This is a genomic window from Paracoccus binzhouensis (assembly GCF_016446475.1).
GTDB classification, from domain to species: domain Bacteria; phylum Pseudomonadota; class Alphaproteobacteria; order Rhodobacterales; family Rhodobacteraceae; genus Paracoccus; species Paracoccus binzhouensis.
On the sequence record NZ_JAEHFP010000016.1, the window covers coordinates 27,100 to 48,218 of the forward strand.

22 protein-coding genes and 1 tRNA gene are annotated in these 21,119 nt (G+C 69.1%); 10 read left to right on the forward strand and 13 right to left on the reverse strand.

All coding sequences use genetic code 11. The features are described 5' to 3' along the window. Positions 1-89 precede the first annotated feature (89 nt). From I9P22_RS06350 to I9P22_RS06360, 3 genes are read right to left on the reverse strand one after another with little or no spacing between them, the layout of a single operon-like run. The gene (locus I9P22_RS06350; RefSeq protein ID WP_408635151.1) at positions 90-893 is read right to left on the reverse strand and encodes an undecaprenyl-diphosphate phosphatase; all 804 of its coding nucleotides are present in this window, start codon (positions 891-893) and stop codon (positions 90-92) included. Beyond that, positions 893-1,885 (reverse strand): complex I NDUFA9 subunit family protein, encoded by a 993-nt coding sequence (locus tag I9P22_RS06355; protein ID WP_199258516.1) that lies wholly within the window; start codon positions 1,883-1,885, stop codon positions 893-895. The genes I9P22_RS06350 and I9P22_RS06355 overlap by 1 nt, the downstream gene beginning before the upstream one ends. Positions 1,886-1,916: 31 nt before the next feature. Next, positions 1,917-3,524: a GMC oxidoreductase gene (locus I9P22_RS06360; RefSeq protein ID WP_199258517.1), complete on the reverse strand. Its 1,608-nt coding sequence runs from the start codon at positions 3,522-3,524 to the stop codon at positions 1,917-1,919. A gap of 296 nt (positions 3,525-3,820) precedes the next feature. On the opposite strand from I9P22_RS06360, the gene I9P22_RS06365 reads away from it, so the two are divergent. Further along, positions 3,821-3,905, forward strand: a tRNA-Leu gene (locus I9P22_RS06365). A 221-nt stretch (positions 3,906-4,126) separates the two neighbouring features. After that, positions 4,127-4,594: an NUDIX domain-containing protein gene (locus tag I9P22_RS06370; protein ID WP_199258518.1), complete on the forward strand. Its 468-nt coding sequence runs from the start codon at positions 4,127-4,129 to the stop codon at positions 4,592-4,594. On the opposite strand, the gene I9P22_RS06375 is transcribed toward I9P22_RS06370, so the two are convergent. After that, positions 4,591-5,862 (reverse strand): PP2C family protein-serine/threonine phosphatase, encoded by a 1,272-nt coding sequence (locus I9P22_RS06375; RefSeq protein ID WP_199258519.1) that lies wholly within the window; start codon positions 5,860-5,862, stop codon positions 4,591-4,593. The genes I9P22_RS06370 and I9P22_RS06375 overlap by 4 nt on opposite strands. A 118-nt stretch (positions 5,863-5,980) precedes the next feature. Here I9P22_RS06375 and I9P22_RS06380 point away from each other — a divergent pair, with 118 nt between their 5' ends. Then, positions 5,981-6,331 (forward strand): Hpt domain-containing protein, encoded by a 351-nt coding sequence (locus tag I9P22_RS06380; protein ID WP_199258520.1) that lies wholly within the window; start codon positions 5,981-5,983, stop codon positions 6,329-6,331. Between the two features lie 49 nt (positions 6,332-6,380). On the opposite strand, the gene ilvA is transcribed toward I9P22_RS06380, so the two are convergent. Together ilvA and I9P22_RS06390 are read right to left on the reverse strand one after the other, a co-directional pair. Then, on the reverse strand, positions 6,381-7,619 hold the full coding sequence (gene ilvA, locus I9P22_RS06385) for a threonine ammonia-lyase IlvA (RefSeq protein ID WP_199258521.1): 1,239 nt from the start codon (positions 7,617-7,619) through the stop codon (positions 6,381-6,383). Between the two features lie 49 nt (positions 7,620-7,668). Continuing rightward, positions 7,669-8,376 carry a V-type ATP synthase subunit I domain-containing protein gene (locus I9P22_RS06390; RefSeq protein ID WP_199258522.1) on the reverse strand — a complete coding sequence of 236 codons (708 nt, stop codon included), beginning with the start codon at positions 8,374-8,376 and terminating at the stop codon, positions 7,669-7,671. A 147-nt stretch (positions 8,377-8,523) separates the two neighbouring features. On the opposite strand from I9P22_RS06390, the gene I9P22_RS06395 reads away from it, so the two are divergent. The 3 genes from I9P22_RS06395 (at position 8,524) to mog (ending at position 11,043) form a co-directional block, all read left to right on the forward strand. Beyond that, positions 8,524-9,750 (forward strand): argininosuccinate synthase, encoded by a 1,227-nt coding sequence (locus I9P22_RS06395; protein WP_199258523.1) that lies wholly within the window; start codon positions 8,524-8,526, stop codon positions 9,748-9,750. A 225-nt stretch (positions 9,751-9,975) separates the two neighbouring features. Beyond that, positions 9,976-10,455: a VOC family protein gene (locus tag I9P22_RS06400; RefSeq protein WP_199258524.1), complete on the forward strand. Its 480-nt coding sequence runs from the start codon at positions 9,976-9,978 to the stop codon at positions 10,453-10,455. Between the two features lie 42 nt (positions 10,456-10,497). Beyond that, the gene (gene mog, locus I9P22_RS06405; protein ID WP_199258525.1) at positions 10,498-11,043 is read left to right on the forward strand and encodes a molybdopterin adenylyltransferase; all 546 of its coding nucleotides are present in this window, start codon (positions 10,498-10,500) and stop codon (positions 11,041-11,043) included. Here the strand turns inward: mog and I9P22_RS06410 are convergent. The 4 genes from I9P22_RS06410 to I9P22_RS06425 all read right to left on the reverse strand — a co-directional run bounded on the left by I9P22_RS06410 (position 11,018) and on the right by I9P22_RS06425 (position 14,671). Then, the gene (locus tag I9P22_RS06410; RefSeq protein WP_199258526.1) at positions 11,018-11,632 is read right to left on the reverse strand and encodes an AAA family ATPase; all 615 of its coding nucleotides are present in this window, start codon (positions 11,630-11,632) and stop codon (positions 11,018-11,020) included. The genes mog and I9P22_RS06410 overlap by 26 nt on opposite strands. 61 nt (positions 11,633-11,693) lie before the next feature. Then, positions 11,694-12,488, reverse strand: coding sequence for an ATP-binding cassette domain-containing protein (locus tag I9P22_RS06415; protein ID WP_199258527.1), 795 nt, complete (start codon positions 12,486-12,488; stop codon positions 11,694-11,696). After that, complete coding sequence (locus I9P22_RS06420; protein WP_199258528.1) at positions 12,485-13,558, reverse strand: ABC transporter permease; 1,074 nt, start codon at positions 13,556-13,558, stop codon at positions 12,485-12,487. The genes I9P22_RS06415 and I9P22_RS06420 overlap by 4 nt, the downstream gene beginning before the upstream one ends. Positions 13,559-13,651: 93 nt before the next feature. After that, the gene (locus tag I9P22_RS06425; protein ID WP_199258529.1) at positions 13,652-14,671 is read right to left on the reverse strand and encodes a sugar ABC transporter substrate-binding protein; all 1,020 of its coding nucleotides are present in this window, start codon (positions 14,669-14,671) and stop codon (positions 13,652-13,654) included. 117 nt (positions 14,672-14,788) lie between these two features. Here I9P22_RS06425 and I9P22_RS06430 point away from each other — a divergent pair, with 117 nt between their 5' ends. The 4 genes from I9P22_RS06430 to I9P22_RS06445 all read left to right on the forward strand — a co-directional run bounded on the left by I9P22_RS06430 (position 14,789) and on the right by I9P22_RS06445 (position 19,510). Next, positions 14,789-15,976: an ROK family transcriptional regulator gene (locus I9P22_RS06430; RefSeq protein WP_233253248.1), complete on the forward strand. Its 1,188-nt coding sequence runs from the start codon at positions 14,789-14,791 to the stop codon at positions 15,974-15,976. Between the two features lie 25 nt (positions 15,977-16,001). Beyond that, positions 16,002-16,910 (forward strand): DnaJ C-terminal domain-containing protein, encoded by a 909-nt coding sequence (locus I9P22_RS06435; RefSeq protein ID WP_199258530.1) that lies wholly within the window; start codon positions 16,002-16,004, stop codon positions 16,908-16,910. Next, positions 16,907-17,257 carry a hypothetical protein gene (locus I9P22_RS06440; RefSeq protein WP_199258531.1) on the forward strand — a complete coding sequence of 117 codons (351 nt, stop codon included), beginning with the start codon at positions 16,907-16,909 and terminating at the stop codon, positions 17,255-17,257. The genes I9P22_RS06435 and I9P22_RS06440 overlap by 4 nt, the downstream gene beginning before the upstream one ends. 84 nt (positions 17,258-17,341) lie before the next feature. Then, positions 17,342-19,510, forward strand: a complete 2,169-nt coding sequence (locus I9P22_RS06445) for an esterase-like activity of phytase family protein (protein WP_199258532.1) — start codon at positions 17,342-17,344, stop codon at positions 19,508-19,510. Here I9P22_RS06445 and I9P22_RS06450 read toward each other — a convergent pair. From I9P22_RS06450 to I9P22_RS06460, 3 genes are all read right to left on the reverse strand, one after another. Continuing rightward, positions 19,479-19,673: a DUF1289 domain-containing protein gene (locus I9P22_RS06450; protein WP_199258533.1), complete on the reverse strand. Its 195-nt coding sequence runs from the start codon at positions 19,671-19,673 to the stop codon at positions 19,479-19,481. The two genes, I9P22_RS06445 and I9P22_RS06450, sit on opposite strands and share 32 nt — an antisense overlap. Then, the gene (ruvX, locus tag I9P22_RS06455) at positions 19,670-20,140 is read right to left on the reverse strand and encodes a Holliday junction resolvase RuvX (RefSeq protein ID WP_199258534.1); all 471 of its coding nucleotides are present in this window, start codon (positions 20,138-20,140) and stop codon (positions 19,670-19,672) included. The genes I9P22_RS06450 and ruvX overlap by 4 nt, the downstream gene beginning before the upstream one ends. After that, a partial coding sequence (locus I9P22_RS06460) for a tetratricopeptide repeat protein (RefSeq protein ID WP_199258535.1) occupies positions 20,137-21,119 on the reverse strand: 983 nt, incomplete at its 5' end. The genes ruvX and I9P22_RS06460, both read right to left, overlap by 4 nt.

Here is a 21,119-nt window from a genome sequence, read left to right on the forward strand (position 1 = left end):
AAAAGTCAGCTACGCTGACCTATTTACCGTTTTTCTGCGCCCACCCCCGATTTTCTGCACCCGCAGCATGAAAAATAGGTCAGCATACGTTACCAACCTGCCTGCAAAGCCAGCAAAACCACGGCACCGACCGCGATTCGCCACCAGGCGAACAGCGCATAACCATGGGCCGAGACGTAACCGAGCAACCAGCGCACCACGACGACCGCCGCCAGGAAGGCGCAGAGAAAGCCGACCAGGATGTTGCCGGCCGCCGCCGCATCCAGGATGTCGCGGTTCTTGTAGAAGTCATAGACGAAAGCGCCCAGCATGGTCGGCATGGACAGGAAGAAGCTGAATTCCGCGGCAGAACGCTTGTCGGCGCCCAGAAGCAGGGCACCGACGATGGTCGCGCCCGAGCGCGAGACGCCGGGAATCATCGCCAGGCACTGGATGAAGCCGATGGCGATGGCGGTGCCGATCGGGATGTCCTCGGCGGCGTGATAGCGCGGATGCTTGACCATCCGGTCCACGAACAGCAGCACGATCCCGCCCAGGATCAGCATGGTGGCGATCAGCGCCGGGGTCTCGAACAGGATCTCCTTGATGATCCGGTGCGCCAGAACGCCGATCACCACCGCCGGCAGAAAGGCCAGCGCCACCGCGGCGATGAAGCGCCGGGCGCGCGGGTCATGCGGGGCACCGGAAAAGATCCGCCACAGCCGGCCGGCATAGACGCCCAGGATTGCCAGGATGGCGCCGAACTGGATCAGCACCTCGAAGGCGCGGCCGGGGGAATCGAAGCCCAGGAAATGCCCGGCCAGCAGCACATGGCCGGTCGAGGACACGGGGATGAACTCGGTCAGCCCCTCCAGCAGTCCAAGGGCGGCGGCCACGATGGTGTTGTGGTCCATCAGTTGTTGCGCAGGTTCTTCGCCGAGGCGGTGATCGCCTCATATTGCCCCGAGGGCCGGAAGCGCCACAGATATTCCGCGATGACGGCGGGGGCGGCGGTCGGCTCGATGCCCAGGTCGGCAAAGGTCTTCACGCCTTCGCCCACCTTGTTCGGCAGCCGCAGCGTGCGGGCCTGGTCGCGGGTCAGGATGCGGTTGGTCAGCAGCCCGCCGGTCACCACCTGGCCTGCATCCAGCACCGAACCCATCACCCCGGCCAGCCAGTGCGGCAGGCCGACGATGGCGCGCCGGCGGTCGGTCGCGGCCAGCACCTGTTGCGCCACCTCGCGCATGGTCAGCACGTCGGGGCCGCCCAGCTCGTAGATGCCCGGCCCGGCCTTGCCGGCGGCGGCCATGGCGGCGGCGTGGGCCACGTCCTCGACATAGACCGGCTGCACCGGGCAATTCGCGCCCGGCACCACCAGGATCGGCCCCAGCCGCGTCATCGAGGCGATGCGGTTGTAGAAGTGGTCGTCCGAGCCGAAGATGATCGAGGGCCGCAGGATCACCGCATCGGGACGATGCGCCAGCACCGCGGCCTCGCCCCGGCCTTTCGAGGCGGCGTAGCGGCTGGGCGAATCCGGGTCGGCCCCCAGCGCCGAGACATGCACGAAATGCGCCACGCCGCGCTCGGCGGCGATGCGGGCGACGCGACCGGCGGCTTCCTCGTGGATGGCGTCGAAGGTGTTCCTGCCCTCGCGCACCAGGATGCCGACGCAGTTGATGACCGCGTCCGCATCGGCCATGCAGGCGGTCACCGACAGGTCGTCGCGCACGTTGCAGGGCACCGGCTCGACCTGGCCCGGCGCGCCGTATGTGCGCACGACGCCGGCCTGGTTCGGGCGGCGGACGGCGACGCGCACGCGCCAGCCCTCGGCCGCCATGATCCGGGCGATCTGCCGGCCCAGGAATCCAGACCCGCCATAGATGGTGACAAGCTTGGCTGCGGACATGCGGCGCTCCCTTCGTGGCTTGCTTGTCTGCTCAATAGCCAAGGCTTCCGCCAGCGGCAAGCCGTGGCCGCAAGCCTGCGACGATCGCGTCCGCCACCCGCAGCGCATTGGCGGCGATGGTCAGGCTGGGATTGACCCCGTTCGAGGTCGGCATGAACGAGGAATCGGCCACATAGAGATTGTCCAGCCCGTGCATCCGGCAGTCGCGGTCCAGCACGCTCTCCGCGGGGTCATCGCCAAAGCGCAGCGTGCCGCAGGGATGGGCGAAATTGAGCTGCGGCGAAGCGCCCATGAACATGGCGCGATGCGGCCGGAAGGCCTGGCGCATCGCCCGGCGAAAGGCGGCGCGGCGGCGGCGCAGCTCGTCCGAGATGTCGTAATGGAAGCGCAGCCGGTCCGTGTCGTCCGTGTCGTCCGGGGCCGAGAGCACGCGGTTCCCGGCATAGGGCAGGTCCTCGAGCACGCCCACGAACAGCTTGGCATTGCCCAGCAGCCGCGCCGCCGCCATGGCCGGGATGCGCAGCCCGTGGCGCAGCGGCCGCAGCCGGCGCAGCGGCGAGCGGTCGAAGCGGCCGTTCAGCGCATGCAGGATCTCGCCGAACCCGGCGGAAAGCCCCATGGACTGCACGGTGCCGAAGCGCTGCCCGTCGATGAAATACAGGTCGCGCATGCTGATCGAGCGCGCGGCGCCGTCCTCGCCCCGGTCGCGGCCGGCCCAGATGGCGATGATCTCGCTCAGGTGGAACATCAGGTTGCGGCCGACCAGGTCGTTGCCGTTGCCCAGGCCCTGCGGCCAGGTCTCGCTGCGCGAGCGCAGCAGCAGCGAGGGCGAGGCCAGCCCGCCCGCCGCCAGGACGTAGCGCTTGGCGCGCAGGGTGAAGTCCTGGCCGTCGCGGCGGCAGGTCACGCCGGTGACGCTGGCGCCGTCGGCCTCGATGCGGATGACCGGGCAGCGGTCGATCAGCGCTGCGCGCCCGGTCTCCAGCGCCGGCAGCACCCCGGCCGAGCGGCCGTCCATCTTGCAGCGCCGCGGGCAGCGCCGGCCGAAGCAGCTTGCGCAGCCCGGCAGGAAGCGCGCCGCCATATGTGTGCGATAGGGGTGCATCCCCGCCCGCCGCAGGTCCGACATCAGCGCCGCGTCCGAGGCCGGCAGCGGCAGCACCGGCGGCAGCAGCCGCGCGCCGTTCGGGGCCAGCGGATCGACCTCGCCATTGATGTGGAAGTAATCCTCGGCCAGCTCGAACCAGGGCCGCATCTCGTCATAGGAAACCGGCCAGCCGCCGGTCGGATGCGGGGAGCCCTCGACCGATTCCAGGTCGTGGCGCTCGGGCCGTTCCAGCGTGGCGGCGTAGAAGGCCGAGGTGCCGCCCACCCCGGTGCCGATCATGCCGTCCAGCTCGCACCAGTCGCCGTCCAGCCGGGCCTCGAGCAGGCGCGGCCAGGCGCCGTTGGCAAGGCGGGTTTCCGGGTCGCGGCTGTCAACGCCCAGGGCGGGCAGGTCGGCATCGCCCAGGTCCGGGCCTTTTTCCAGGTAGAGAACCGAGAGCCCCGCTTCGGCCAGACGGCGCCCCGCCGTGCCCCCGCCGATACCCGTGCCGATCACGATGGCATCCCATTCGCGGGTTCTGAGATCATCCATGAAGGAATCCGTTCGGTTCTGAACTGGTGAAAAAGGCACTGGCTGACAAGGCCTTCTAGTCCCGCGCGGCTTGGCCCGGCAAGCTGCATGAAAGGACAGGGTGCCGCTGGCTGTGCCGGGCAGGGGGGATTCGGTCCCGCGCCGGGCCCGCCGGGCGCCGGTTCCCGGGGGGCGGAGGGGGGCGGAGCGGGTGCCGGAGGGAGGCCGGAAAAACTTTTGCGGCCTGTGAAGGTTTTTTGCAGATCCCCCGTTGACACCCCCTGCGGCTGGGCTTAATCACCCGGCTCACGCGACCTGCCCAGGTGGCGGAATTGGTAGACGCGCACGGTTCAGGTCCGTGTGCCGCAAGGCGTGGAGGTTCGAGTCCTCTCCTGGGCACCATGAAACAAAAGCCGCGCAAGCCCTTGGGTTTGCGCGGCTTTTGCATTGACGGCCGGGCTGGCCGCCGGTGGCGCGGTCGCTTGAGTATTTGGGGAACGAAGAAGCCGCCAACCCCGGGCCCGGGGCGGGATTGGCGCTGGGATCGGGGCAGGGGCCGGGTCTGGCGCGGGCTGCGGAGCTGCGGGGGCCGGCGGCCTCGGGCAAGGAAGGGAAGGGGCCGGATGATACCGCGTTTCGGACCGCCGCCGGGGCGGCAAGCCTATCGCCTGCGCCCGGGCGCCTATGCGCTGCTGATCCGCGACGGCGCGGCGCTGCTGACCTTCCAGCAGGCTCCCGAGCCCGAGTTCCAGCTGCCGGGCGGCGGCATCGACCCGGGCGAATCGGCCCTGGCTGCCCTGCATCGCGAGGTGCGCGAGGAAACCGGCTGGACCATCGGCATGCCGCGCCGGCTCGGCGCCTATCGCCGCTTCTGCTACATGCCGGAATACGGGTTCTGGGCCGAGAAGCTGTGTTCGGTCTGGATCGCCCGCCCCGTCGCCCGGCTGGGTCCGCCCGCCGAGCCGGGACACGAGGCGCATTGGCTGCCGCTGCCGCGGGTCGAGGCGCTGCTGCCCGACCCCGGCTCGCGCGCCTTCGTCCGGGCGGCGCTGCGCCGGCTGGCGGCGGGGCGGTCTGTGCGGGCAGGCTAGTCCCAGGGCATATCGGCCTCCTTCCTGCGTTCGATCAGCACGGCCGAGATGTCGTCGTTGCGCTGTCCGCCGGCATAATGCGCCGCCGACCAGCAGATCGATTCCAGCAGCGCGTCGCCGCGCAGCGTGGCATTGGTGCGCAGGATCGCCTGCAGCCCTTCCTCGCCCAGGGGCTCACTGCGGGCGTTCTCGGTTTCGGTCAGCCCGTCCGAAGTGATGAACAGCCGGTCGCCCGGCTCCAGCACCAGCTGCAGCTCCTCGTAATCGGCGCGAGGGAATACCCCGACCGGCAGGCCGCCCTGGCCGATCCGCTCGATCCGGCCGTCGGCGCGCTGCAGGACCGGGTGGGGATGGCCCGCCTGCACCAGCCGCAGCCGGCCGCTGAGAAAATCCAGATCGGCATAGACCATGGTGAAATAGGAATCGGTGCGCAATTCCTCGAGCATCAGCGCGTTGAGGTGGCGCAGCACCTCGGCCGGCGGGCGGGAATCGTAAAGGCCCAGCTCGGTGATGCGCAGCGCGACATTGTGATCGGCGGCGCTGGACAGCAGCGCCGCCAGCCGGGCGCTGAGCAGCGCCGCCGCGACGCCATGCCCGGCCACGTCCAGCGCGAAAAGCCCGATCCGCCGGCCGTTGATCGGGAAGAAGCCCACCAGGTCGCCGCCGATATGGCCGGCCGGGCGCATCAGCAGCGACAGGTCGAAATCGCCGAACCGCCCGTGGCGTTCGCGCACCAGCCCCTGCTGCAGGCGCTGCGCCTCGCGCAGGTCTCGGTCGATCGCGGCCTGGGTCTCGCGCAGCCGGGCCAGGGTGGCGCTGAGCTGCGCATTGGCGTTGCGCAGGTTCTCCTCCATCCGCAGGATGCGCTCGCTGGCGGACAGCCGCGCCAGCAGCTCGGCCCCCGAGACCGGCTTGGTCATGAATTCGTCGGCGCCGGCCCGCAGCCCCTCGGCGATGTCCTTCTTGTCGTTGCGGGTGGTCAGCAGGATGAAATAGCCGTAGCGGTCCGACTGCATGTCGCGGAACCGGCGGCAGAATTCCAGCCCGCTCTGGCCCGGCATCATCCAGTCCGAGATCACGATGTCCGGCCGGCGCTCCAGGCAGATGCGCATCGCTTCCTCGCCGCCCGCGGCCTCGACCACCTGGTAGCCGGCGCGGATCAGCTGCACGGCCAGCGTGCGCCGCTGCGCCCGGCTGTCGTCGACAAGCAGCACCAGCCGCGAATGCTGCGGGATCGAATTCACGGCCTGGCTGTCGAGGATCATCATGCCGAGCATCTAAACCGTCGGGTCTGAAAACTCCGTTAATCGTGACAATTTTCACGATTAACACGCGGTAGATGAATCTTCTGCTATCCTGGGGGCATGATTCCTCCGAGGGTTGTACATGCTGGACTGGAACCGGATCAACGAGCTGCGCGGCGAAGTCGGCGACGACGAGTTCCAGACCATCCTGGAACTGTTCCTGGACGAGGTCGAAGGGGTGATGATGCGCCTGTCGGGCCAGGATGCGCTGCGGCTGGAAACCGACCTGCATTTCCTCAAGGGCTGCGCCTGGAACCTGGGCTTTGCGGATTTCGGTCATCTCTGCGACGAGGGAGAGCGGCATGCCTCGCAGGGCAAGCCGCGCGATATCTGCCTCGAGCGGTTGCTGCGCGCCTATTCCGAATCGAAACAGGCGCTGATGCGCCGCCTGGATGCAGAGCGGTATCCGCCCCTGCCGGCGCGCCATGCCTGAGCCGGGGCGCCACGGGCCGCCGGATCACGGGGTGTCAGATCACGGGGCGTCAGATCAGGAACTCGGCCAGCACCGGGTCGCGGGTGATGTCGCGATAGCCGATCCCCGCCGATTCCAGCCTTTCGCAGATCTGTTCCAGGTTGCCGGGGACGGTGGTCTCGATGCCGATCAGGACCGAGCCGAAATTGCGCGCCGATTTCTTCAGGTATTCGAAGCGGGCGATGTCGTCCTCGGGGCCGAGCAGCTGCAGGAAGTCGCGCAAGGCGCCGGGCCGCTGCGGCATGCGCAGGATGAAATAGCGCTTGAGGCCCGAGAAACGCTGGGCGCGCTCCTTGACCTCGGGCAGGCGCTCGAAGTCGAAATTGCCGCCCGAGCAGATGCAGACCACACGCTTGCCGGCCAGCTCGGGCATGTCGCGCAAGACGTCCACCGCCAGCGCCCCGGCGGGTTCCAGCACGATGCCCTCGATGTTCAGCATCTCCAGCATGGTGGCGCAGATGCGGTCCTCGGGCGCGGTATGGACCCGGTCGGCGCCGAAGCCGGCAAGGGCGCGAAACGGCAGGTCGCCGATCCGCGCCACCGCGGCGCCGTCGACGAAATTGTCCACCGCCGGTAGGGTTACCGGCGCACCGGCCAGCAGCGCCTCGCGCAGGCTGGCCCCGCCTTCCGGCTCGGCGAATTCGGCCTGCGTGCCGGGCGCCAGCTCGGCCAGCAGCCGGGTCACGCCGGCGGCCAGCCCGCCGCCGCCGACCGGCAGCACCACCACGTCCGGCGCCCCGCCCAGCTGATCGAGCAGTTCCAGCCCGACCGTGGCCTGCCCCTCGATGATGTCCGGGTCGTCGAAGGGCGACAGGAAGGTCGCGCCCTGCGTGCGGGCGAAGTCCTGCGCCGCAGCCAGGGTCTGGTCGAAATAGTCGCCGGTCAGCACGATCTCGATGGCGCCGTTGCCGAAGATGCGGGTCTTGTCGATCTTCTGCCGGGGCGTGGTGACCGGCATGAAGATCGTGCCTTTGGTTCCGAAATGCCGGCAGGCGAAGGCCATGCCCTGGGCATGGTTGCCGGCGCTGGCGCAGACGAAATGCCCCGGCGATCCGGCGCCGATCTTGCGCATGGCGTTGAAGGCGCCGCGCAGCTTGTAGCTGCGCACCGGCGTCAGGTCTTCGCGTTTCAGCCAGATCTCGGCGCCGTATTTCGCCGAGAGGTGGTCGTTCTTCTGCAGGGGCGTCGGCTCGAAGAGGTCGCGCAGCGCGATCTCTGCCTGGCGGACAGAGGCGGCAAAGTTTTCCATGTCCCGGCCATGGCGCGATACGCGCGGATTCGCAAGGGTTTTCGCGCTCTCAGCGCAGCGGCCGGCCTTCGACGTAATGGCCGTAAAGGGTGGTGATGACCGACAGGTTGAACAGCGCCAGCCCCAGATAAGCCAGGACCAGGGCGGCCGATGCGACATATTGCGGCGCATCCTCGGTTCGCAGGCCTTCCGTCACGGCGGCAAGCCCGCCCAGGATGATGAAAAGCCCGCCCATCATTGCGGTCACCGCTTCGACGACACCGTTCTCTTGCCCCGTCGCGCGCCAGGCGTCGCGCAGGCCAAGCTGCCGGCCAAGCGCCGCGGCGACCAGCTTGGGCGACAGGCGCAAGCCGATCCAGAGGGCGAGGATGCCGATGAGAAGCTCTATCCAGCCCCCACGCGCCGCCGGCAGCACCAGTTGCAGGGGCAGGGCCGCCAGCCCTCCCAGGAAGGAGATCGCCACCCACCAGCCGAAATAGGCCGCGACCCGATCCCAATCCCGCTCCGGCCCGGTCTCGTTGAGCAACACGTAGCGATGCCAGTGGACCGCGACCGAGAAGAGCAGGGCAAGGGCAAGAACCATGCCCAGGAGGCCCAAGGGGAAGGCGGCGGGCCAGGCGACCATGGCCATGGCCGAGCACAGGATCACGAGCACCGCCCCCAGCACGCGCGGCCCGGCGATCCGTGCGCTTGCGGCCAGATTGCCGGTGACTTGGCGCCGGGAATGACGAAGAATTGCAGTGGCCTTGGCGAACACGGCGCCTCTCTCGCTATAGGTGTCCCAAGGTTTGCCAGTTCCGCGGGGCATTGGCCAGCCCGGCATCCGGCCAATGATGGAGCAGCCCCTTGTGACAACCGGCGAATGCGCCTATTCCCTGCCGAAATTTCACTGGGGGTCATCCGCATGTCCGACGCGCCGAAGAAAGTCGTCCTTGCCTATTCGGGCGGGCTCGACACCTCGATCATCCTGAAATGGCTGCAGACCGAATACGGCTGCGAGGTCATCACCTTCACCGCCGACCTCGGCCAGGGCGAGGAGCTGGAGCCGGCGCGCCAGAAGGCCGAGTTGCTGGGCATCAAGCCGGAAAACATCCACATCGTCGACGTGCGCGAGGAATTCGTGCGCGATTTCGTCTTCCCGATGTTCCGCGCCAATGCGGTCTACGAGGGGCTCTATCTGCTCGGCACCTCGATCGCCCGGCCGCTGATCTCCAAGCACCTGGTCGAGATCGCGCATCAGCACGGCGCCGATGCCGTCGCCCATGGCGCCACCGGCAAGGGCAACGACCAGGTCCGGTTCGAGCTGTCGGCCTATGCGCTCGACCCGTCGATCAAGGTGATCGCGCCCTGGCGGGAATGGGATCTGACCTCGCGCACCCGGCTGATCGAGTTCGCCGAACAGAACCAGATCCCGATCGCCAAGGACAAGCGCGGCGAGGCGCCCTTCAGCGTCGACGCCAACCTGCTGCACACCTCGAGCGAGGGCAAGGCGCTGGAAAACCCGGCCGAGGAAGCGCCCGACTACGTCTACCAGCGCACCGTCAGCCCCGAGGAGGCGCCCGACCAGCCCGAATATCTCGAGATCGGCTTCGAGCGCGGCGATGCGGTCTCGATCAACGGCGAGGCGCTGTCGCCTGCCACCATCCTGACCCGGCTGAACGAATACGGCCGCAAGCACGGCATCGGCCGGCTGGACTTCGTGGAAAACCGCTTCGTCGGCATGAAGTCGCGCGGCATCTACGAGACCCCCGGCGGCACCATCCTGCTGGAAGCGCATCGCGGCATCGAGCAGATCACGCTCGACAGCGGCGCCGGCCACCTCAAGGATTCGATCATGCCGCGCTATGCCGAGCTGATCTATAACGGCTTCTGGTATTCGCCCGAGCGCGAGATGCTGCAGGCGCTGATCGACAAGAGCCAGGAGCATGTGACCGGCACCGTGCGGCTGAAACTCTACAAGGGCAGCGCCCATACCGTCGGCCGCTGGTCGGAGCATTCGCTCTACAGCGAAAAGCACGTCACCTTCGAGGACGATGCCGGCGCCTATGACCAGAAGGACGCGGCGGGCTTCATCCGTCTGAACGCGCTGCGCCTGAAGCTGGTGGCGAACCGTAACGCCCGCTTCAAGTAACCGCACCCGCATTGCATGCAAAAGGCCGCGGGCAGGTTCCGCGGCCTTTTCGCTGGCCGTCCCGCGCGCCATCGACGCACGGGGCTGGCCGGCTTCTTCGTTCCCCCAAATACCCCCGCCGGAGGCGCCCGCCCCTCGTTCACTGCTCCCCGGCTTCCCCGCTTGGGGAACCTCGGCGGCCATAGCGCGTTCGCCCGCAGGCAACGCCCAGGGAGGAAACCGGACATGACCATGGCCAAGAACACCGTCTGCCTCTGGTATGACAAGGATGCCGAGGCGGCCGCCCGCTTCTATGCCCAGACCTTTCCCGACAGCGCCGTCACCGCGGTGCGGCGCGCGCCCAGCGATTTTCCGTCAGGCAAGGCGGGCGATGTGCTGCTGGTCGAGTTCACCGTCGCGGGCATCCCCTGCGTCGGCCTGAACGGCGGCCCGACCTTCCGGCACAACGAAGCGTTCTCGTTCCAGATCGCCACCGACGACCAGCAGGAAACCGACCGCTACTGGGATGCCATCGTCGGCAATGGCGGCCAGGAAAGCGCCTGCGGCTGGTGCAAGGACAGGTGGGGCATTTCCTGGCAGATCACGCCGCGCGTGCTGACCGATGCGCTGGCCGCCGGCGGCGACGAGGCGAAACGCGCCTTCGAGGCGATGATGGAGATGACCCGCATCGACGTCGCGGCCATAGAGGCGGCGCGGCGCGGCTGAGCCGCGCTTCCCTTCCCGCGCCGCCTGCGGCAGGATGCGGGCATGACCCAGAACCCCGACCGCCCCGCCCATATCGCCATCGTCACCGTCTCGGACCGCGCCGCCCGCGGCGAATATGAGGACAAGGGCGGGCCGGGAGCCGAGGACTGGTTGCGCGCCACCATCACCTCGCCCATGGACATCACCCGCCGCATCATCCCCGACGGGCGCGAGATCGTCGCGGACTGCCTGCGCGACCTGGCCGACGAACAGGGCGCCGACCTGATCCTGATCACCGGCGGCACCGGCCCGGCGCCGCGCGACCAGACGCCCGAGGCCATGGCCGAGGTGATCGACAAGGAACTGCCCGGCTTCGGCGAGGAAATGCGCCGCGCCAGCCTGCGCGAGGTGCCGACCGCCATCCTGTCGCGCCAGACGGCGGGCATCCGCGGCGCGACTCTGATGATCACCATTCCCGGCAAGCCCTCGGCCATCGCCACCTGCCTCGACGCGGTTTTCGCGGCGGTGCCCTATTGCCTCGACCTGATCGGCGCGGCCTATGTGGAAACCGACCCCGCCCGCATCAAGGCGTTCCGGCCGAAGTCATAGGCTCGGGCCGCAGCAGCAGGTCGGCGGGCAGCGATTCGCGCAGCACAAGCTCGGCATTGCCGAGGTCGTTTTCCAGATGCGCCATCACCTCGGCCGGCGAACGGCCGAGACCCTGCCAGCGCGCGGTCAGGCGGCGGCGCAGCTCCTCCATCGGCACGTCCAGCATGACCGACAGGTCCCACAGGCCCGCCAGCTTGCGCCAGGGCGCCCGGTCCAGCAGCAGGTAATTGCCCTCGACCACCACCAGCCTTGTATCCGCCTCGACCCGGCCGGCCCCGGCGACGGCCAGGTCCAGCGCGCGGTCGAAGACCGGATAGACCACCTCGCCCCCGGCCTTCAGGCGCTGCACCAGCGCCACGAAGCCGGCCGCGTCGAAGGTCTGCGGCGCGCCCTTGCAGCCGCGCAGCCCATCCGCTTCCAGCAGCCGGTTGTCCAGGTGGAACCCGTCCATCGGCACCAGCACCGCATCCGCAAGCCCGGCCGCCAGCCGGGCGGCCAGGGTCGATTTCCCCGATCCCGGCGCCCCGACGATGGCGACGATGCGCCGTCCGGGTCCCAGTCCCGCAATCCGATCCAGTATTTCTCTCATGCGCACATATCCCGGGCGGAGTCCGAAGGGCGGAGGGCAGAGCCCCCCGCAGCCGTGCCGTTCAGGCCGCCGTCGCCACCTCGTCCGGAACCTTGGCCCCGGTCATGAAGGCCACCGCGTCCGACATCGAATGATCCTGCGGCCGGATCACGCAGAGCCGCCGGCCCAGCCGGTGGATATGGATGCGGTCCGCCACCTCGAAGACATGCGGCATGTTGTGGGAAATCAGGATGATCGGAATGCCGCGCGAGCGCACGTCGCGGATCAGCTCCAGCACGCGCCGGCTTTCCTTGACGCCAAGCGCCGCCGTCGGCTCGTCCAGGATCACCACCTTCGAACCGAAGGCGGCGGCCCGCGCCACCGCCACGCCCTGGCGCTGGCCGCCCGACAGCGTCTCGACCGCCTGGTTGATGTTCTGGATGGTCATCAGCCCCAGCTCGGTCAGCTTCTCGCGGGCGAATTTCTCCATCGCCGGGCGGTCGAGCTGGCGGAACCACTGGCCCATGATGCCGGGCTTGCGCAATTCGCGGCCCATGAACATGTTGTCGGCGATGGACAGGGCAGGGGACATGGCCAGCGTCTGATAGACGCATTCGATGCCGTAGCCGCGCGCATCCAGCGGGCTGGCGAATTTCACCGGCTGGCCCTCCAGCGCGATCTCGCCCTCGTCGGGCTGGACCGCGCCCGACAGCGCCTTGATGAGCGAGGATTTCCCCGCGCCGTTGTCACCGATGACGGCCAGGATCTCGCCCGGCATCAGGTCGAAGTCGCAATGGTCCAGCGCCGTGACCTTGCCATAGCGCTTGACCAGGCCGCGGGCCTTCAGAAGCGGTTCTGCGGAAGTGTTCGCGTTCATGCCGATGCCTTTCTGATCCATTGATCCACCGCCACGGCGAGGATGATGAGCAGGCCGATGAGGAAGAAGGTCCATTGCGGGTCGGTGCCGACCATCTTCAGCCCCATCTCGAACACGCCGACGATCAGCGCGCCGAAGAACATGCCGACGATCGAGCCGCGGCCGCCGAACAGGCTGATGCCGCCGATCACCACCGCCGTGATGGACTGGATGTTGCCCAGCTGCCCGGTCGAGGCCGAGGGCGAGACCGAGCCGAAGCGGCCGATCATCACCCAGCCCGCGATGGCGCAGAACAGGCCCGCCAGCGCATAGACCTGGATCAGCACCCGCCTGGTGCGCACCCCGGCCAGCTCCGCCGCCTCCGGGTCGTCGCCGACGGCATAGACATGCCGGCCCCAGGCGGTATGGCGCAGGACATAGGCCAGGATCGCGACCAGCGCGATCAGCAGGAACACCGCGTAAAGCACCTTCACCCCGCCCGGCTGGATGGAATTGCCCCAGAACTGCAGGGCGGGGGCGCTTTCGCCGATGGCCGAGGAGCGGATGGTCTCGTTCGCGGAATAGATGTAGTTCGCCGCCAGGATGATCTGCCAGGTGCCCAGCGTCACGATGAAGGGCGGCAGCTTGATGCGGGCGACCAGCCAGCCATTGGCAAAGCCCATGGCCGTTCCCGCCGCCAGCCCCAGCGCGATGGAAAGCGGCGCCGGGATGCCGTAGCGGAAGGTGAACTGCCCCATCAGCACCGAGGAGAACACCGCGATGGCGCCGACCGACAGGTCGATGCCGGCGGTCAGCACCACCAGCGACTGCGCGCAGCCCAGGATGCCGACGATGGCGATCTGCTGCAGGATGGTGGACAGCGTCACCGCCTTGAAGAAGTTCGGCGACAGCAGCCCGAAGACGACGATGGCCGCGATCAGCACGATCATCGGCACCGCCGAGGGCGTCATGTGCAGCCAGTGCTGCAGGCGCTTCAGGGCGGTCTTCTGTTCCTGGAACTCGGCAACCTTGTCCGAGGCGCCCTGCAGGCCTTCCTCGTAGCTGGTGGCCGTCTTGGTGTCGGATGACATGGACGGTCTCCCCCCTTTGCAAGACGCCGCGTCCGGGCGTCGCTGCCTGTGGCAGGGCGAGGCTGCGGCCCCGCCCCGCGGTTCAGTCGCGGCTCAGCCCCAGCAAAGCTCGGCGCCCTTGGCGCTGTCGATGGATTCGACGCCCTCGACCGGCTTGTCGGTGACCAGCTGCACGCCGGTATCGGTGAAATCCTTGCCCTCGGTCGCGGCGGGCTTGGTGCCATCCTTGGCGAAGGCGGCGATGGCCTCGATGCCCTTCGAGGCCATGTCCAGCGGATATTGCTGCGAGGTGGCGCCGATCACCCCGTCCTTGACGTTCTGCACGCCCGGGCAGCCGCCATCGACCGAGACGATCAGCACGTCGCCCTCTCGCCCGACGGCCTTCAGCGCCTCATAGGCGCCGGCGGCGGCAGGTTCGTTGATCGTGTAGACCAGGTTGATGTCGGGATCCTTGGCCAGCAGCGTCTCCATCGCCTTCAGCCCGCCTTCCTCGTTGCCCGAGGTGACCTCGTGGCCGACGATGCGCGGATCGGTCTCGTCGCCCCATTTTGCCGGATCGCCCAGCTCGACGCCGAAGCCCTGCAGGAAGCCCTGGTCGCGCAGCACGTCGACCGAGGGCTGCGAGATCGCCAGGTCCAGCAGCGCGATCTTGGCCTCGGCCGCCGCGTCGCCCATGGTGGCCTTGGCCCATTGGCCGATCAGCTCGCCGGCCTTGAAATTGTCGGTGGCGAAGGTCGCGTCGGCCGCGTCGATCGGGTCCAGCGGCGTGTCCAGCGCGATGACCAGCAGCCCGGCATCCCGCGCCGCCTGCACGGAATCAACGATGGCCTTGGTGTCCGAGGCGGTGATCAGGATGCCCTTGGCGCCGTCGGCGATGCAGGCCTCGATGGCCGAGACCTGGCTTTCGTGGTCGCCGTCGATGCGGCCGGCATAGGATTTCAGCTCCAGCCCCAGCTCGGTGGCCTTGGCCTCGGCGCCTTCCTTCATCTTCACGAAGAAGGGGTTGGTGTCGGTCTTGGTGATCAGACAGGCGCTGTCGGCCTGCGCCATGCCGGCGATCAGGGTCAGGGCCGTGCCCGCCAGCGCTGCGCGCAGCAGTGTCGTCTTGGTCATGATGTCGTTCCTCCTCTGGGCGGGTCTGACCGCCGCCTCCTCCAAAAGGCTGCCGAAGAAAGAGGGGCTTGTCAATAAATCAATTTCGTTGATTTATATAGAGGGGAGGATGGAACCATGCCGAACACCATGCCGGCGGCGGCGACGCCGCAAGGGGTCCGCAGCCAGAACGAGCGCCTGATCCTGTGGCTGATTCGCCGCAACGGGCCGATGCCGCGCGCCGCGCTGGCGCAGGCCACGGGCCTGTCGGCGCAGGCGGTCACCAACATCACCCGCGAACTGATCGCCGCCGGCCTGCTGGATGCCGGGGGCGAGCGGCGGCGCGGCAAGGTCGGCCAGCCGCTGCTGCCGCTGGCTTTGGCGCCGGAGGGGGCGCTGTTCCTGGGCCTCAAGGTCGGGCGCCGGGTGGCGGAACTGGTGCTGGTCGATTTCGCGGGCGCGATCCGGCAGATCCGGGTGCTGCCGCATGCCTATCCGCATCCCGACGCGATCCGCGATTTCGCCGTCGCCGGCACCGCCGCCATCCTGGCCGAACTGACCGGGGCGCAGCGCGCGCGGCTATCGGGCATGGGCATCGCCAGCCCCTTCTACCTGTGGGACTGGGCCGAGGAGATGCAGCCCTGGCGCGGCCGCGACCTGCGCGCCGAGTTGGCCGCGGCGCTGGACCTGCCGGTCTGGCTGGAGAACGATGGCTCCTGCGCCTGCGGGGCCGAGATGATGTTCGGCACCGAGGATCTGCCCGAGGATTTCCTGTATTTCTACCTCGCGCATTTCGGCGGCGGCGGCGTGGTGCTGGACGGGCGGCTGCGGCTGGGACCGTCGCGCAATGCCGGGGCGATGGGCTCCTGCCCGGTGCCGGGCGGGCGGCAGGTGCTGGACGTGGCCTCGGTTTCGGTGCTGGAGGCGGCTCTGGGTCGCGACCTGCCGCTGGAGGATGCCGACTGGCAGTTGCCGCAGGCCGTCGCCCGGCAATGGCTGGACGAATCGGCGCGGGTGCTGTCCCATGCGGCGCTGGGGGCGGTCGCGGTGCTGGACCTGCCGCTGGTGGTGATCGACGGCGCCATGCCGGCGGCGCTGCGGGATGCGCTGGTGCAGGCGACGGCCGACGGGCTGACCGCGATGCGCCATCACGGTGTCACCTTGCCCGAGGTGCGCGCCGGAACCCTGGGTCGCCGGGCCCGCACGCTGGGGGCGGCGGCGCTGCCGCTCAGCGCCGGCTTCATGCCGGGCGGCAGTTTCACCGCCCCGCGGCCGGGACGGAACGGGCAGGAAACCCGCGGCGCGCGCCCTGCGTTCCCGGGATGACAGGTGAAGAAAGGAAGCCGCGGCGATGGCCGACGATCCATACAAGGCCTTGGGGCTGGGCAAGAATGCCACGCAGGACGAGATCAAGAAGGCCTATCGCAAGATCGCCAAGACCGACCACCCGGACCTGAACCCCGACCCGGCGGCACATGAACGCTTCAAGGCGGCATCCTCGGCCTATGACCTGCTCAAGGATCCCGAACAGCGCGCCCGCTTCGACCGCGGCGAGATCGACGCCTCGGGGCAGGAGCGGCCGCAGCGGCATTACTACCGCGAATATGCCGAGCAGGGCGACAATCCCTATCGCCAGAGCCACGGGTTCGAGGATTTCTCGGACGTGTTCTCGGACCTGTTCGGCCAGCGCGCGCAGGCCCGGCGCGGCGGCGGGGCAAGGAGCTTCGACATGCGCGGCCCCGACCAGCGCTTCACGCTGGAGATCGACTTCATGACCGCCGCCCGAGGCGGCTCGACCCGCATCACCATGCCCGACGGCGCGGTGCTGGAGGTCAGGATCCCCGAGGGCGCGCATGACGGCCAGGTCATCCGCCTGCGCGGCAAGGGCGGCCCCGGCATGGGCGACGGCGCGCCGGGCGATGCGCTGCTGACCCTGATCGTGGCCGAGGATCCCGACTGGAAGCGCGACGGAGACGATGTCGAGACCACGCTGCCCATCACCATCGACGAGGCGGTGCTGGGCGGCAAGGTCGAGGCGCAGACCATCGACGGCCCGGTGATGCTGACGGTGCCGCGCGGCGCCAGCTCGGGCCAGAAGCTGCGGTTGAAGGGGCGCGGCATCAAGGGCGCCGGCGGCCGGCGCGGCGACCAGCATGTCGCGCTGAAGATCGTCATGCCGCCCAAGGTCGATGACGAGCTGGCGCGGTTCATGGAGCAATGGCGCCGGAGCCACGCCTATGATCCGAGGAGGGGCAAATGACCCAGCGCCATTACACCCTGGCCGAGACGCTCGCCCTGGTCGAGGATCTGACGGCCGAGCAGCTGCAGCGCTATATCCGCGCCGGCGTCGTGGTGCCGGTGCAGTCCGCGCAGGGACCGCTGTTCCGCGAGCTGGACCTGGCGCGGCTGAACCTGGTGGTGGACCTGGCCGAGGGCTATCACCTGGACGAAGAGGCGCTGGCCCTGGTGCTGTCTCTGGTCGATCAGCTGCACGGGCTGCGCGGCGACATGCGGGCGATGCTGGACGCCGTGGCGCGCGAGCCGGTCGAGACGCGGGTGCGGCTCAAGGCCGCGATCCGCGAGGTGCGGGTGACGGTGCGGGACTGATCGTCACCCAAACGTCACCGATCCGTCAGCGCCCTGTCACCGAAAGCCGCCACATCCCCGGAGGACCCAACCCCCGAGGATGCCATGACATTCCGCCTGACCTTCTGTTCGCTGATCGCGCTGGCCGCGGCCTCTCCCGCCCTGGCCGAGCCGGTCTTCAACCGCATCGCCAGCTTCGCCACCCTGGACAACATGGCCGAGGGCGAGGACCGGACGCGCGCCACCTCGGCCGAGATCATGACCGCGACGCCCGATGGCAACCGGCTGATCTATTCCGACAGCCCGCTGGGCGCGATCGGCCTGATCGACATTGCCAACCCCCGCGCGCCGAAGCCGCTGGGCAACATTGCCATGGACGGCGAGCCCACGACCACCGTGGTCCTTGGCGAGACCGCCTTCGTGGGCGTGAACACCTCGGAAAGCTTTACCAAGCCCTCGGGCGTGCTGCGCTCGGTCGATCTGGAAAGCCGCAAGGTGGTGGCGAATTGCGACCTGGGCGGCCAGCCCGATTCGGTCGCCCTGTCACCCAGGGGCGACATGATCGCCGTCGCCATCGAGAACGAGCGCGACGAGGGGGTGAACGACGGCGCCATCCCGCAGATGCCCGCTGGTTTCGTTGTCCGCCTGCCGGTCAAGGACGGCGCGATTGATTGCGCCGGAAAGCAGGTCATCGACCTGACCAGCCTGGCCGAGGTCGCGCCCGATGATCCCGAGCCGGAATATGTCGATTTCAACGCCCAGGGCGATCTGGTCGTGACCTTGCAGGAGAACAACCACATCGTGGTGATCGGTGCCGATGGCGCCGTCGCATCGCATTTCAGCGCCGGCAGCGTCGATCTGGACGGCATCGACATCGACAAGGACGGCAAGCTGGATTTCACCGGCAGCCTCAAGGCCGTGCCGCGCGAGCCCGACACCGTGGCCTGGCTGGACGACGACCATTTCGCCACCGCGAACGAGGGCGACTGGCAGGGCGGCGCGCGCGGCTTCACCATCTGGAACCGCGACGGCACGGTGGTCCATGAATCCGGCGCCGCCTTCGAGCAGGCGCTGGTCCGCATCGGCCATTACCCCGAGGGGCGGTCCGGCAAGAAGGGCGTCGAGCCCGAGGCGCTGAAATATGCCGAGTTCGACGGCGAGAAACTGCTGTTCGTCGGCTCGGAACGCGGCAGCGCCATCGGCGTCCATGACGTGGCCGACCCTTCCGCGCCGAAGCTGAAGCAGATCCTGCCTTCGGGCATCGGCCCCGAGGGGCTGGTGGCGATCCCCGGCCGCAATCTTTTCGCCAGCGCCAACGAGACCGACCTGGGCGAGGATGGCGGCGCCCGCGCGCATGTGATGATCTACGAACGCGCCGAGGGCGTGCCGGCCTATCCGACCATCGCGTCCGAGGACCTGCTGGGCTGGGGCGCGCTGTCGGGCCTGACCGTCGATCCGGCCGACCCGGCGGGGCTTTATGCGGTCAGCGACAGCGCCTACAAGGACCAGCCGGCGATCTATCGCATCCGGTCCGGCCAGCCTGCCGCCATCACCGACAAGATCGTCGTGACCCGCGACGGTGCGCCGGCGTCGAAGCTGGACCTGGAGGGCATCGCCGCCGACGGCGAGGGCGGCTTCTGGCTGGCGAGCGAGGGCGATGCGGAAAAGCAGATCCCGCACCAGATCCTGCATGTCGACGGCAAGGGCGCGATCCGGCAGGAAGTCCCGCTGCCCGAGGCGCTGACTGCCCAGGCGACCCGCTTCGGGCTGGAAGGTATCGCCATGGCCGGCGACGGCACACTGTGGATGGCGGTGCAGCGCGAATGGAAGGACGATCCCAAGGGCCAGGCCAAGCTCTTGCACTTCGATCCGGCGACTGGGAACTGGTCCGGCGTGCGCTATCCGCTGGAATCCGGCGAGGGCTGGGTGGGCCTGTCCGAGCTGACGATCCACGGCGACCGCCTTTACCTGATCGAGCGCGACAACCTGATCGGCCAGGCGGCGAAGCTGAAGCAGGTGACTTCGGTGGCGCTGGAGGGCCTGGAGCCCGCGCCCCTGGGCGGCGAGTTGCCGCTGGCCGAGAAGCGGGTCGAGCGCGACCTGATCCCCGACCTGAAGCAGTGGAACGGCTATGTTCAGGACAAGGTCGAGGGCATGGCGATCGCGCCCGCCGGCACGGTCTGGACCGTGACCGACAACGATGGCGTGGACGATGCCTCGGGCGAGACCTTCCTGTGGTCCTTCACGCTGGGGACGCAGACGGCGGCGAAATAAGCCGCGCCCTGCGTTCGGGCAGGCCGGCCATCACGGCCAGCCTTTCCGCTTCCGTCATGCCGCCCCAGGCCGCGATCTCGTCCAGCGAGCGCCAGCAGCCGGTGCAGAGCCGGCTGTCCGCGTCGATGCGGCAGACCTTGATGCAGGGGGTCGAGACGGTCATGCCCCCAGATGCCGCAGCCGGTCAAGCGCGCCCTGCAGGATATAGCCCGCCGCCACCTGGTCGATGACCTCGGCCCGGCGCTTGCGCGATGTGTCGCCTTCCAGCAGCGCGCGCTCGGCGGCGACGGTGGACAGCCGTTCGTCCCAGAAGGCGATGGGCAGCGGCGTCAGCCGCTCCAGGTTGCGGGCGAAGGCGCGGGTGGATTGCGCCCGCGGCCCCTCGCTGCCGTCCATGTTGCGCGGCAGGCCCAGCACCAGGCCGACCAGCGCCCGCTCGGCGGCGATCTTCAGCAGCGCCTGGGCGTCCAGGGTGAATTTCTCGCGCCGGATCACCGTCAGGGGTGAGGCGACCGAGCGCAGCCCGTCGCTGACCGCGACGCCGATGGTCTTGGTGCCCAGGTCCAGCCCGGCCACCGCACCGGCGCGGGGCAGGGCGGCGGCGAAATCCTCGATGGCCTCGCAGATCATTGCAGCCCCGCCTTTTGCGCCGCCGCCTCGATCAGGTCGGTGGCGGGTTGATTGCCCGAGAAACGCTGACGCGCCTCGCCCAGGATGTCGGCGGCATGGTCCTTTTGTCCGATCACCGCCAGAGAGGAGATCAGCCGCGCCCATTCCTCGGGCGTGCCGCCCTGGGTGGCCAGCCGGGTTTCCAGCCCCTTGACCATGCCCTCGATCATCTGCTGGCGCTCCTCGGGCGTCATGTCCCCGGCCGCGGCCATGGCGTCGGCATCCGGGCCGGGCAGGGCAGGGGCGGCCGGTTCGGGCGGGGTATAGTCCGGGCGGCCGGCGAACCAGGCCAGATCGGGGATGGCGGCGCGGATCGGCGCGATCCAGGGTGCGCTTTCCGGCCCCTCGGCCAGAAGCCCGGCCCAGATCGGGAAGGCCTGGTCGGGGCGGCCGTTCTGCAGGTGCAGCAGTCCGGCCATGAACCGCGCCTGCGGGTTGTGCGGGTCGCGCTGCAACGCCCCGGCCACGGCTTCCTCGCCCTCGCGGGTGATGATCCCGCCGGCGGCCTCGATGGTCAGGCCGGCCAGCCGGGCCAGGTCCTCAGCGCCGGCCTTGTCGCCCTTCAGTGCCACCAGACGGCGCTGCGCCTCCTTGGCGGCGGCCAGGTTGCCCAGCTTTTCCTCGTGCTCGGCCAGCAGTTCCAGGCCACGCGGATCGTTGGGGTTCTTCGCCACCGCTTCGCGCAGCCGCCCGATCAGCGCGACATATTCGGCATCCGGCTCGGGGCGCTGCGGCTTCGGCGCCCTGGCCTCGGCCTCGGCCTGGCTGGGGCGGTCCTCGTAAAGCGCCCGGGCCTCGGCGAAGCGCCGGGCGATGGGCGCGTCCGGGCGCTCGGGCTGGCCGATGCGCTGATAAAGCAGGAAGGCCCCGGCCAGCAGCAGCGCCAGCACCGCCAGCGCCGCCCAGCCGCCCGGCCCGCGGCGGCTGCCGCTGCCGGCAC

Bases quoted from the DNA above. Each gene is read 5' to 3' on its own strand.
- I9P22_RS06350 (WP_408635151.1), bottom strand. From the start codon at position 893: ATGGACCACAACACCATCGTGGCCGCCGCCCTTGGACTGCTGGAGGGG.
- I9P22_RS06355 (WP_199258516.1), bottom strand. From the start codon at position 1,885: ATGTCCGCAGCCAAGCTTGTCACCATCTATGGCGGGTCTGGATTCCTG.
- I9P22_RS06360 (WP_199258517.1), bottom strand. From the start codon at position 3,524: ATGGATGATCTCAGAACCCGCGAATGGGATGCCATCGTGATCGGCACG.
- I9P22_RS06370 (WP_199258518.1), top strand. From the start codon at position 4,127: ATGATACCGCGTTTCGGACCGCCGCCGGGGCGGCAAGCCTATCGCCTG.
- I9P22_RS06375 (WP_199258519.1), bottom strand. From the start codon at position 5,862: ATGATGATCCTCGACAGCCAGGCCGTGAATTCGATCCCGCAGCATTCG.
- I9P22_RS06380 (WP_199258520.1), top strand. From the start codon at position 5,981: ATGCTGGACTGGAACCGGATCAACGAGCTGCGCGGCGAAGTCGGCGAC.
- ilvA (WP_199258521.1), bottom strand. From the start codon at position 7,619: ATGGAAAACTTTGCCGCCTCTGTCCGCCAGGCAGAGATCGCGCTGCGC.
- I9P22_RS06395 (WP_199258523.1), top strand. From the start codon at position 8,524: ATGTCCGACGCGCCGAAGAAAGTCGTCCTTGCCTATTCGGGCGGGCTC.
- I9P22_RS06400 (WP_199258524.1), top strand. From the start codon at position 9,976: ATGACCATGGCCAAGAACACCGTCTGCCTCTGGTATGACAAGGATGCC.
- mog (WP_199258525.1), top strand. From the start codon at position 10,498: ATGACCCAGAACCCCGACCGCCCCGCCCATATCGCCATCGTCACCGTC.
- I9P22_RS06410 (WP_199258526.1), bottom strand. From the start codon at position 11,632: ATGAGAGAAATACTGGATCGGATTGCGGGACTGGGACCCGGACGGCGC.
- I9P22_RS06415 (WP_199258527.1), bottom strand. From the start codon at position 12,488: ATGAACGCGAACACTTCCGCAGAACCGCTTCTGAAGGCCCGCGGCCTG.
- I9P22_RS06420 (WP_199258528.1), bottom strand. From the start codon at position 13,558: ATGTCATCCGACACCAAGACGGCCACCAGCTACGAGGAAGGCCTGCAG.
- I9P22_RS06425 (WP_199258529.1), bottom strand. From the start codon at position 14,671: ATGACCAAGACGACACTGCTGCGCGCAGCGCTGGCGGGCACGGCCCTG.
- I9P22_RS06430 (WP_233253248.1), top strand. From the start codon at position 14,789: ATGCCGAACACCATGCCGGCGGCGGCGACGCCGCAAGGGGTCCGCAGC.
- I9P22_RS06435 (WP_199258530.1), top strand. From the start codon at position 16,002: ATGGCCGACGATCCATACAAGGCCTTGGGGCTGGGCAAGAATGCCACG.
- I9P22_RS06440 (WP_199258531.1), top strand. From the start codon at position 16,907: ATGACCCAGCGCCATTACACCCTGGCCGAGACGCTCGCCCTGGTCGAG.
- I9P22_RS06445 (WP_199258532.1), top strand. From the start codon at position 17,342: ATGACATTCCGCCTGACCTTCTGTTCGCTGATCGCGCTGGCCGCGGCC.
- I9P22_RS06450 (WP_199258533.1), bottom strand. From the start codon at position 19,673: ATGACCGTCTCGACCCCCTGCATCAAGGTCTGCCGCATCGACGCGGAC.
- ruvX (WP_199258534.1), bottom strand. From the start codon at position 20,140: ATGATCTGCGAGGCCATCGAGGATTTCGCCGCCGCCCTGCCCCGCGCC.